Source organism: Bradyrhizobium oropedii, assembly GCF_020889685.1.
Taxonomy (GTDB): Bacteria; Pseudomonadota; Alphaproteobacteria; order Rhizobiales; family Xanthobacteraceae; genus Bradyrhizobium; species Bradyrhizobium oropedii.
Genome location: NZ_JACMYO010000238.1, coordinates 1 through 10,895 on the forward strand (window position 1 = coordinate 1; position 10,895 = coordinate 10,895).

Consider the following 10,895-nt stretch of genomic DNA (forward strand, 5'->3'; position numbering starts at 1 on the left):
AACCACCGCCGATCATTGTCGGGCGATGCTGGAACGGCGAGCCACACCAACAACATCCGCTGCGGAGTATGGGTCCCTGCTTTCGCCGGGGCGACGGCGGAATGGCTGGCGCAAGTGCGGCATCCCCCTGATGACGGCTCCGATTTCCTCCGCTAACCTCTCCGCAAAGGGCCGCCAGCAAGGCGGGCCGTGTTGAGGGAGGATCGCCGCGTGCATCGAGGCCGTGTTGTATTCGGCGCCATGGACGAGGTCGTGTTTGGACGGCCGGCCCGTGAGGCCGTCGTCGAGCAACTGGACCGGCTTGGCGCCGAGCGCGCCTTCCTGATGGTGTCGGGGACGCTGAACCGCGAGACCGACGAGATCGAGAAGATCCGGCACGCGCTCGGTGCTCGCTGCGTCGGCATCTTCGACAAGATGCCGGCGCATACGCCGCGCGCGGCTGTCATCGCGGCGGCGGAACAGGCGCGCGATGCGAAGGCCGACCTGATCGTCACCATCGGCGGCGGCTCGATCACCGACGGAGCCAAGGCAGTGCAGCTTTGCCTCGCCAATGACGTCACCACATCCGACGGCATCGACACGATTCGCACCCGCGGCGGCGTCTCACCCGAGATGAAGCCGCCGGTCGTGCGCCAGATCAGCGTGCCGACCACAATTGCGGGCGGCGAGTTCTCCTCGATCGCCGGCGTCACCAACGAAGCCAAGCGGCAGAAGGAGATGCTGCGCCATCCCCTGGTGATGCCGCGCGCCACCATCCTCGATCCGGAATTGTCGGTGCATACGCCGGCCTGGCTGTTTCTCTCGACCGGCATCCGCGCGGTCGATCATTGCGTCGAGGGGATCTGCTCGCGCGAGGCGCATCCTTACGGCGATGCGCAGGCGCTCAAGGGGCTGGAGATGCTGGCGGCCGGCCTGCCGCGGGTGAAGGCGGACCCGAAGGATATTTCAGCGCGGATGGATTGCCAGATCGGCACCTGGCTCTCGACCGGCCCGCTCGCCTCCGGTGTGCCGATGGGCGCAAGCCACGGTATCGGCTACGTGCTCGGCGCCGAGTTCGATGTGCCGCATGGCTACACCTCGTGCGTGATGCTGCCTGCGGTGATGCGCTGGAACAAGCGCGACAATGCCGACCGGCAGGCGCTGGTCGCCGCCGCGATGGGGCATCCCGGCAAGGACGCCGGCGACGTGCTCGACCGCTTCATCCGCGACCTCGGCATGCCGCGCAGCTTGCAGGAGGTGGGCGTCGGCCCCGAACATTTCGACCGCATCGCGGCGGGCGCGATGCGAACGCCCTGGGTGCCGCGCAATCCACGCAAGATCGGCGGTCCATCCCAGGTCCGCGAGATTCTGGTGATGGCTGCTTAAAGCAAAGACTGAGGGGAGACCTGGAGTTCGATGTACACCGGCAAGCATGCTCACCTGCGCCCGCTGCAGCCCGCCTTCATCATGGCCGGCACCGGCGAGATCGTCACCTATCGCGAGTTGGAGGCGCGCAACAACCGTCTCGCGCATTTGTTCCGCAACCGCGGCATGAAGCGGCTCGACCACTATTCGATCTTCATGGAGAACAACAACCGCTACCTCGAGGCCTGCGGCGCCGGCGAACGCGCGGGGCTCTATTTCACCTGCGTCAACTCCTACCTCACCGCGGGCGAGCTCGCCTACATCCTGACCAACAGCCAGTCGCGGATCCTGATCACCTCGAAACTAAAGCTCGACATCGCGCGCGAGGCGCTGAAGGAGTGCCCGCAGGTCGAGCTCTGCATCGTGGTCGACGGCGACAGTGAAAGCGATCGCATCGTCGGACTGCGAGAGGCCACCGCAGGGCTGCCGTCGACCCCGATCGCGGATGAATATGTGGGCACCGCGATGCTCTATTCGTCCGGCACCACCGGGCGGCCCAAGGGCATCGTGCGGCCGCTGCCGGAGCAGCCGCCGTCGCAAAACCTGCCGCTGTTCGATTTCCTGACCAGCCTCTGGCACTACCGCGAGGGCATGGTCTATCTGTCGCCGGCGCCGCTCTATCATTCGGCGCCGCAGGCCGCGGTCAACCTCACCATCCGGATGGGCGGCACCGTCGTCATCATGGAGAGCTTCGATCCCGAGCGCTATCTCCAGCTGGTCGAGAAATGGGGCATCACCCACAGCCAGCTGGTGCCGACGATGTTCTCGCGCCTGCTGAAGCTGCCCGAGGAGGTTCGCAACCGCTACGATTTGTCGACGCTCGAGATCGCGATCCATGCCGCAGCGCCCTGCCCGGCGCTGGTCAAGGACGACATGATCAAATGGTGGGGCCCGATCATCCACGAATATTACGGCGCGACCGAGGGCCTCGGCTTCACCGCCTGCAACAGCGCGGAATGGCTGGCGCATCGAGGCACCGTCGGCAAGGTCCTGCTCGGCGACCTGCATATCCTCGACGAGAACATGCAGCCCTGTCCGAAGGGAACGCCGGGCACCGTGTGGTTCAAGACCGCCACGCCGTTCGAATATTTCAACGATCCGGCCAAGACCAGCGAGGCGCGCTCGGCGGACGGCAGCATGAGCACGGTCGGCGACGTCGGCTATGTCGACGACGACAACTTTCTCTATCTCACCGATCGTGCCACCTTCATGATCATCTCCGGCGGCGTGAATATTTATCCGCAGGAATGCGAAAATTTGCTGATCACCCATCCCAAGGTCGCCGACGCCGCGGTGTTCGGCGTACCCAATGTCGACCTTGGCGAGGAGGTGAAGGCGGTGGTGCAGCCGGCCGAGGGCATCGCGCCGGGACCGGAGCTTGCCGAAGAGCTGATCGCCTTTTGCGCAAGCGCGCTGTCGCGCCAGAAGGTGCCGCGCTCGGTGGATTTCGAGGCCGAGCTGCCGCGGCTGCCGACCGGCAAGCTCTACAAGCGCCTGCTGCGCGACCGCTATTGGGGCAACAAGACCTCGCGGATCGTGTGAGTCTTGCAGCGTGGCGAGCCCGGCGAATACAGCTGGGAATGCCGAACGGCGTAACGGACTCGCCGGTCGCGTGGATTTCGCGCTATGCTCCGCGATCGCAAGCAAGCTTCGCCGGAGGCCACCATGCCGTCGCCCCAGCCGCGCGAGCCGGAGCCGGTACAGGCCGGAAGGCTCGAATTCACTGCCGCCGAGATCGGTGCGCTCGCCCATCTCTATCGTGGCGAGGTCTACCGCAGCACGGTCTGGCGCACCCGACTCGACAGCTCCACCAACTGGGCTGTTGTCACGACCGGCATCGCGCTGTCGGCGACCTACAGCAACGCGGAGGCCTCGCCTTTGCCGATGGTGCTGGTCGGCCTGCTGGTCACGGTCTTCCTGTTGTTCGAGGCGCGGCGCTATCGCTACTTCAACGTCTGGCGCGCCCGGGCGCGGTTGCTCGAAACCGATTTCTACGCGCCAATGATCCGCGGCGAAAGTCCCACGCCGAACTCGGCCTGGACCGAGCTGCTCGCCAACGACTACCGCCATCCGAGCTACCACATCAGCCTTGCCCGGGCGATCGGCCGGCGGCTGCGCCGGACCTATGGCTGGATCTTCGCGATCCAGGCCATCGCCTATTACGGCAAACTGGCGATCCACCCTCTGCCGCTGACCACAGTGAGCGATATCTGGGACCGCGCCGCGATCGGACCGATTCCCGGAGCCATCGTGGTTCTGGCCGGCGTCGCCTTCCATTCCAGCTGGGTGCTGTTCGCCTTCGTCACGCGTCGCATGGAGGTCGCCGACCGGCGGACGCGGCACAATCTGATCGCGATGGGGTGAGGCGGCGCAAGCCGCGTTGCCGCTGGCAGGCTTTTCCCCTAACCTCGTCTCAACAAGAAAAATCAGGGAGGACTTGCCGATGGAAGTGATCCCACTGCGCGAGGGATTCGGAGCCGAACTGCGCGGCGTCACGCTTTCGGATGTTGCCGCCAGCGATGCCGCCTATGCCGCGGTGCGCGCGGCATTCGAGGAACACTCGGTGCTGGTGTTCCGCGGCCAGGAGGTCAGCGACGACGTCCAGCTCGCCTTCTCGCGCCGCTTCGGTCCGCCCGAGACGACCAAGGTCGGCTCGATGGGCACCGGCTCACATTTCGTGATCCTCTCGACCTTCGGACCTGACGGCAAGGTGGTTCCGTCGGATCATCGGCAGCAGCTGCGCGCCAAGGCCAATCAGCTCTGGCACACCGACTCCTCCTTCAAGCGCGTGCCGGCGCTGACCTCGATCCTGTCCGCGCGCATCATCCCCGAACATGGCGGCGAGACCGAGTATGTCTCGATGCGCCTGGCCTTCGAGCGGCTCGACAAGGATGTGGCGAAGCGGCTGGAGAACTCGTTCGCCTGGCACTCCTACGCCCATTCGCGCAGCAAGGTCGCCACCGGACTCGCAACGACGGAGGAAGTCGACGCGTTGCCGCCGGTGTGCTGGCGCATGGTGTGGCGCAATCCCGTCAACGGCCGCGGCGCACTGTATCTTGCCTCCCATGCCTATGGCGTCGAGGGCATGGATGCCGAAGCCGGCAAGGCGCTGATCGAGCAACTGACCGAAGCTGCGACCGCACCCGGCGTCAGCTATCTGCACCAGTGGAAGCAGGGCGACGTCGTGATGTGGGACAACCGCGCCACCATGCATCGCGGCCGCCCCTGGCCGGCGCATGAGGGCCGCCTGATGATCCGCACCACGATCTCGGCAACCGAGGCCGATGGCGTCGCGAGCGTGAGCCCACCCTCGTCGCAGGCGGCGGAGTGACACGCGAATGCTCATCGTACCGTCATCCTGAGGTGCGAGCGCAGCGAGCCTCGAAGGGTGCACGGCCACAGTCGGGCCGTCGATCCTTCGAGACGCGCTTCGCGCTCCTCAGGATGACGGGGAGAGTTAGGGTGCGCTGATCCATATCGGCGACAAACTGTCGCTGATTGCGGGTTGCCTCAAGACGCACGCATGGGCGTTAGCAATCGAATTCAAGCGGAGATCCGTCGCTGCATAGCAAAACAACCGGAGTTCCTCCGCCATCACGGCCATTATTCCCGGTCGGTGGAAATTTTAATGCTCTCACGTCATCCGAATTGCCAATCCCCTCGCGACCCTCGCTGGTTGCCCGACAGCCTCACCGTGGTATCGTCGATGCCAATCGGCCATTGAGACCGACATGTGGGAGGGGACCATGCGGAGCGTGCGAGCGCTGGCCGTCGCGGCGTTGTCTGTGCTGACGTTCAGCGGCACTTCACACGCAGCCGAGCCGAAATCCGGCGGCATCTTCAGGATCTATCATCGCGATAGTCCCGGCAGCGCCTCGATCCACGAGGGCGCGACCTATTCGCTCAACGTGCCGTTCATGCCGATCTTCAACAATCTCGTGATCTTCGATCAGCATATCGCCCAGAACAGCACCAGCACGATCCGGCCCGAACTGGCGGAAAGCTGGGCCTGGAGCGGCGACCACAAGACGCTGACCTTCAAGCTGCGCAAGGATGTGAAATGGCACGACGGCAAACCGTTCTCCGCAGCCGACGTCAAATGTACCTTCGACATGCTGATGGGCAAGTCGCAGCAGAAGTTCCGCCAGAACCCGCGCAAGTCCTGGTACGAGCAGGTCGACGAGGTCACCACTAACGGCGATGATGAGGCGTCGTTCAAGCTGAAGCGGCCGCAGCCGGCGTTATTGTCGCTGCTCGCCTCGGGCTATTCGCCGGTTTATCCATGTCATGTGTCGCCGGCGGAGATGCGCACAAAGCCTGTTGGTACCGGCCCGTTCAAGTTCGTCGAGTTCAAGGCCAACGAATCGATCAAGCTCACCAAGAACCCTGACTACTTCAAGAAGGGCCTGCCCTATCTCGACGGCATCGAGTTCACCATCATCCCGAACCGCTCGACGGCGATCCTCGGATTCGTCTCCGGCAAGTTCGACATGACGTTCCCGACCGAGGTCTCGATCCCCTTGCTGAAGGACGTCAAATCGCAGGACCCCAAAGCGGTCTGCGTCGTGGAACCGAACAACGTCTCCACCAACATCATCATCAATTCGACCGCGCCGCCGTTCGACAATCTCGACATCCGCCGCGCGCTGGCGCTGGCGCTCGACCGCAAGGCGTTCATCCAGATCATGTTCGAGGGACAGGGCGACATCGGCGGCACCATGGAGCCGGCGCCCGACGGCCTGTGGGCGATGCCGAAGGACATGCTGGAGCAGATTCCCGGCTATGGTCCCGATATCGAAAAGAACCGCGAGGAAGCGCGCAAGCTGATGCAGAAGGCGGGCTACGGCCCGGACAAGCATTTGCAGATCAAGGTGTCGACCCGTAATATCGCGGTTTACCGCGATCCCGCGATCATCCTGATCGACCAGATCAAGAGCATCTACATCGACGCCGAGCTCGACGTCGTCGACACCGCGCAGTGGTTCCCGAAGATCGCGCGCAAGGACTATTCGCTCGGCCTCAACCTCACCGGCAATGCCGTCGACGAGCCCGACCAGTCGTTCTACGAGAACTATGCCTGCGGTTCGGAGCGGAACTACACCAACTATTGCAACAAGGATATCGAGAAACTGTTCGACCAGCAGTCGGAAGAGACCAACCTCGACAAGCGCAAGAAGCTGGTCTGGGAGATCGACAAAAAACTGCAGGAAGACGTCGCGCGGCCGATCATCTTCCGTGCCCGCACCGGCACCTGCTGGAAGCCTTACGTGAAGAATGTCACGATCATGTCCAACAGCTCCTATAACGGCTATCGTTACGAAGACGTGTGGCTGGATAAGTAGCGCATAGCATTTTCGAGCGAAGTGGATACCGGTTCGCGTCAAGAAGACGCGTCAAAGAGAAAGCCACGGGCGGGATCAGGGAGAGAGCCAGGGTGTTTGCCTATATCGTGCGGCGGCTGTTCCTGATGCTCGTGACCCTGTTCGGGATCTCGGTCATCATCTTCGTGCTGCTGCGCGTCGTTCCCGGCAACATCGTCGACATCCTGTTCGACGCCGCGGGCTTCGTCGATCCCGCCGACAAAGCCAATCTCGAGCGCGAGCTCGGCCTGAGCCAGCCGATCGTGATCCAGTACCTGCACTGGATCGGCGGCCTGCTGCACGGCGACCTCGGCTATTCCTATGTCTCCGAGAAGCCGGCGCTGGAGGAGATCCTGCCGCGGATCCCGATCACCGCACGGCTTGCGGGGCTGGCGCTATTGTTCTCCGCCTCGATCGGCATTCCGCTCGGCGTGATCAGCGCCGTGCACCAGGGCTCGAAGCTCGATTATGCGCTGCGCGTCGTCAGCCTCAGCGGCCTGTCGCTGCCGTCATTCTGGCTCGGCCTCTTGATCCTGATGGCCTCGGTCTCGCTGTTCGGTACCATGCCGATCTTCAATCCGAACCCGAAGACCTGGCTCGAGGCGCTGACCATCTATGCGGTGCCGGCGATGGCGGTCGGCTTCCGCAGCGCGGCGCTGACCATGCGCATCACCCGCTCCTCGATGCTGGAGATCCTGCGCCAGGATTACATCCGCACCGCGCGCGCCAAGGGCGCCTCCGAGGCCTCGGTGAACTATCACCACGCGCTGAAGAATGCGGTGCTGCCTGTCATCACCGTGATCGGCATCGAGGCCGCGTTCCTGATCGGCGGGCTGATCGTGACCGAGACGGTGTTCAACATCCCCGGCATCGCCCGCTTCCTGGTCGAGGCGCTGCGCTGGCGCGATTACCCGATCGTGCAGAACCTCGTGATGTTCATCGCGGTCGTCGTCGTGGTGGTGAATTTCATCGTCGACATGCTCTATGCGGCAATCGACCCGCGCATCCGGTTTGGAGACTAGCATGACAACGTTGGTCAAAAGCCGAGCCCAGCTCTCACCTCGCCCCGCTTGCGGGGAGAGGTCGGATCGCATCGGAGATGCGATCCGGGTGAGGGGGGTTCACCGCGAATCCAACTCCCACCGAGCTTGCGGAGACTCCCCCTCACCCCAACCCTCTCCCCGCAAGCGGGGCGAGGGGGAAAGAGGCTAGCCTCGTGGCGACGATCAATTTCGAGAGCGAACTGCGGCGCGCCGGAGCCAACGCCACCGGCGGCTGGGGACGACTCGCCTTCCTCGCGCAACGTCACGTGCTCGGGACGATCGGCCTGATCACCATGCTGCTGTTCGTGCTGACCGCGATCTTCGCCGACGTCATCAGCCGCTACGATCCGCTGACCGTCGATTCCGCGCACCGGTTGGCAGCGCCCTCCATGCTGCACTGGTTCGGCACCGATTCCTTCGGCCGCGACGTCTGGAGCCGCATCATCCACGGCGCGCGGATCTCGCTTGCGGTCGGCATCGGCTCCACGACCTTGGGCGCCACGCTCGGCGTGATCGTCGGCCTCACCTCCGGTTATCTCTCGGGCTGGGTCGATCTCGTGTTCCAGAGAGTGACCGACATCCTGCAATCGCTGCCGCTGCTGGTGCTCGCGCTCGTCATGACCGCAGCGCTCGGCCCGTCGCTGCCGAACGTGATCCTGGCGATCGCCATTCCCCTGATCCCGACCGTCGCCCGCGTGATCCGCGCCAACACGCTGGCGCTGCGCGAGCAACCCTTTGTCGAGGCCGCAAAATCGATCGGCATGAGCGAGACACGGATCGCGCTGCGCCACGTGCTGCCGAACACCATCGCGCCGCTGATCGTGCTCGCGACTGCGCAGCTCGGTTCGACCATCCTGACCGAGGCGTCGCTGTCGTTCCTCGGCCTCGGTATTCCCGAGCCTTATCCATCCTGGGGCCGCATGCTGTCGGAATCCGCCGCAGAATATGTCCGCACCGCGCCGTGGCTGGTGATCTTCCCCGGCATTGCGATCAGTCTCGCGGTGTTCGGCACCAACCTGTTCGGCGACGCGCTGCGCGACATCCTCGACCCGAGGCAGCGCGGCTGATGAGCGAGGCACTTCCGGCAGAAACGGTTCTCGAGGTGAAGAACCTGCAGACGGTGTTCTTCACCAATTCCGGCCTGTTCCGCGCGGTCGACGATGTCTCGTTCTCGGTTCGCCGCGGCGAGACGCTCGCGATCGTCGGCGAATCCGGCTGCGGCAAGAGCGTCAGCGCGCTCTCGATCATGCGCCTGGTGCCCGATCCGCCCGGCCGCATCGTCGGCGGCTCGGTGACGCTCGAAGGCACCGACCTCCTGAAGCTCGACGATGCCGCGATGCGCGCCATCAGGGGCAACCGCATCTCGATGATCTTCCAGGAGCCGATGACCTCGCTCAACCCGGTGATGAGGATCGGCGACCAGATCATCGAGGCGGTGCGCCTGCATCAGAAGGTGAGCAGCAAAGAGGCCTGGAAACAGGCCGTCGACATGCTGCGGCTGGTACACATCCCCGAACCGGAGCGCCGCGCCCAGGAATATCCGCATCAGCTCTCCGGCGGCATGCGCCAGCGCGCGATGATCGCAATGGCGCTCGCCTGCCGGCCGGCGCTGTTGATCGCGGACGAGCCGACCACTGCGCTCGACGTCACCATTCAGGCGCAGATCCTGGCGCTGATCGTCGATCTGCAGCAGCGGCTGGGCACTGGATTGATCCTGATCACCCATGACCTCGGCGTCGTCGCGCAGACCGCACAGCGCGTGATCGTGATGTATGCCGGCAAGAAGGTCGAGGAAGCGACGGTTGAGGCGCTGTTCGAGACGCCGCTGCATCCCTACACCCGCGGGCTGATGGCCTCGATGCCGGCCGTGATCGCGCTCGGCGCAGAGAGCGACGCGCGACTGAACGAGATTCCCGGCATGGTACCGTCGCTGACCAATCTGCCGCCCGGCTGCGCCTTCGCGCCGCGCTGCAAGTTCGCGATCGACCGCTGCCTTAAGGAGTATCCGCCGCTCGACGAGGTCAAGAGCAATCACTGGGCGGCCTGCTGGCGCGCCGGCGAGATGCTGGAGGCGTCATGACCGAGCAGCGCCCGCTCCTCGAGGTCACCGATCTCGTCAAGCACTATGCGGTGCGCGGCGGCGTGCTGCGCCGGCAGGTCGGCACCGTGCATGCAGTCGACGGCGTCAGCTTTGCGCTTGGCGCCGGCGAGACGCTCGGCCTGGTCGGTGAATCCGGCTGCGGCAAGTCGACGGTGGCGCGCACCGTGCTGCGGCTGGTCGAGCCGACCAGCGGCGCGATCAAGCTCGATGGCGAGGACATCGCCCCGCTCAGCAAGACCGCGCTGCGGCCCTATCGCCGCTCGATGCAGATCGTGTTCCAGGATCCGTTCGCCTCGCTCAACCCGCGCATGACCGCCGGCGACATCGTCGGCGAGCCGTTGAGCGTGCACGGCATCGCGACCGGCGCAAAGAAGCAGGAGCGCGTTGCGGAGCTGTTCCAGCAGGTCGGCCTGCGGCCCGACCAGATGAAGAATTTTCCGCATCAATTCTCCGGCGGTCAGCGCCAGCGCATCTGCATCGCACGTGCGCTGTCGCTCGGGCCGCGGCTGATCGTCTGCGACGAGCCGGTCTCGGCGCTCGACGTCTCGATCCAGGCGCAGGTGATCAATCTGTTGATCGACCTGCAACGCAAGCAGAACTTCTCCTATTTGTTCATCGCGCACGATCTCGCTGTTGTCGCCCATATCAGCCACCGCGTCGCCGTGATGTATCTCGGCCGCATCGTCGAGATCGCCGACAAGCGCGAGCTGTTCGCCAACCCGCGCCATCCCTACACCCAGGCGCTGCTCGCGTCGGTGCCGATCGCCGACCCGAAGGCCAAGCGCACAGCTCCCCTGATCGACGGCGACGTGCCGAGCCCGATCAACCCGCCCCCCGGCTGCGCCTTCCACACCCGCTGCCGCTATGCGATGGATCGCTGCAAGACCGAACGCCCGGCGCTGCAAGCGGCCGGCACCGCGCATCAGGTCGCGTGCTGGCTGAACGATGGGACGGGGCGGAGCGAATAGAGCTGTCGTCCCTGCGAAA

At 64.7% G+C, this 10,895-nt stretch carries 9 protein-coding genes; all 9 read left to right on the plus strand.

Features of this window, described 5'->3' with window-relative positions:
• The first annotated feature begins 210 nt into the window (after positions 1-210).
• Positions 211-1,365, plus strand: a complete 1,155-nt coding sequence (locus H8A95_RS38180; protein ID WP_229187757.1) for an iron-containing alcohol dehydrogenase — start codon at positions 211-213, stop codon at positions 1,363-1,365.
• Positions 1,366-1,395: 30 nt separating this feature from the next.
• Entirely contained in the window at positions 1,396-2,946 is a 1,551-nt protein-coding gene (locus H8A95_RS38185; protein ID WP_229187758.1) for an AMP-binding protein, read from the plus strand.
• A gap of 123 nt (positions 2,947-3,069) precedes the next feature.
• Positions 3,070-3,768 carry a DUF2270 domain-containing protein gene (locus H8A95_RS38190; RefSeq protein ID WP_229187759.1) on the plus strand — a complete coding sequence of 233 codons (699 nt, stop codon included), beginning with the start codon at positions 3,070-3,072 and terminating at the stop codon, positions 3,766-3,768.
• Positions 3,769-3,847: 79 nt separating this feature from the next.
• Complete coding sequence (locus H8A95_RS38195) at positions 3,848-4,735, plus strand: TauD/TfdA dioxygenase family protein (RefSeq protein WP_229187760.1); 888 nt, start codon at positions 3,848-3,850, stop codon at positions 4,733-4,735.
• Positions 4,736-5,150: 415 nt separating this feature from the next.
• Positions 5,151-6,746 (plus strand): ABC transporter substrate-binding protein, encoded by a 1,596-nt coding sequence (locus tag H8A95_RS38200; protein WP_229187761.1) that lies wholly within the window; start codon positions 5,151-5,153, stop codon positions 6,744-6,746.
• Positions 6,747-6,838: 92 nt separating this feature from the next.
• Entirely contained in the window at positions 6,839-7,786 is a 948-nt protein-coding gene (locus H8A95_RS38205; RefSeq protein ID WP_074129975.1) for an ABC transporter permease, read from the plus strand.
• Between the two features lie 194 nt (positions 7,787-7,980).
• Positions 7,981-8,874, plus strand: coding sequence for an ABC transporter permease (locus H8A95_RS38210; RefSeq protein ID WP_229187762.1), 894 nt, complete (start codon positions 7,981-7,983; stop codon positions 8,872-8,874).
• Complete coding sequence (locus H8A95_RS38215) at positions 8,874-9,887, plus strand: ABC transporter ATP-binding protein (protein WP_229187763.1); 1,014 nt, start codon at positions 8,874-8,876, stop codon at positions 9,885-9,887. Before H8A95_RS38210 ends, H8A95_RS38215 begins: the two co-directional genes overlap by 1 nt.
• The gene (locus H8A95_RS38220) at positions 9,884-10,876 is read left to right on the plus strand and encodes an ABC transporter ATP-binding protein (protein WP_229187764.1); all 993 of its coding nucleotides are present in this window, start codon (positions 9,884-9,886) and stop codon (positions 10,874-10,876) included. Before H8A95_RS38215 ends, H8A95_RS38220 begins: the two co-directional genes overlap by 4 nt.
• Positions 10,877-10,895: the final 19 nt, after the last annotated feature.

Excerpts from the sequence above, each read along its gene's own strand:
- H8A95_RS38185 (WP_229187758.1), top strand. The coding sequence starts at position 1,396 with ATGTACACCGGCAAGCATGCTCACCTGCGCCCGCTGCAGCCCGCCTTC.
- H8A95_RS38190 (WP_229187759.1), top strand. The coding sequence starts at position 3,070 with ATGCCGTCGCCCCAGCCGCGCGAGCCGGAGCCGGTACAGGCCGGAAGG.
- H8A95_RS38195 (WP_229187760.1), top strand. The coding sequence starts at position 3,848 with ATGGAAGTGATCCCACTGCGCGAGGGATTCGGAGCCGAACTGCGCGGC.
- H8A95_RS38200 (WP_229187761.1), top strand. The coding sequence starts at position 5,151 with ATGCGGAGCGTGCGAGCGCTGGCCGTCGCGGCGTTGTCTGTGCTGACG.
- H8A95_RS38215 (WP_229187763.1), top strand. The coding sequence starts at position 8,874 with ATGAGCGAGGCACTTCCGGCAGAAACGGTTCTCGAGGTGAAGAACCTG.
- H8A95_RS38220 (WP_229187764.1), top strand. The coding sequence starts at position 9,884 with ATGACCGAGCAGCGCCCGCTCCTCGAGGTCACCGATCTCGTCAAGCAC.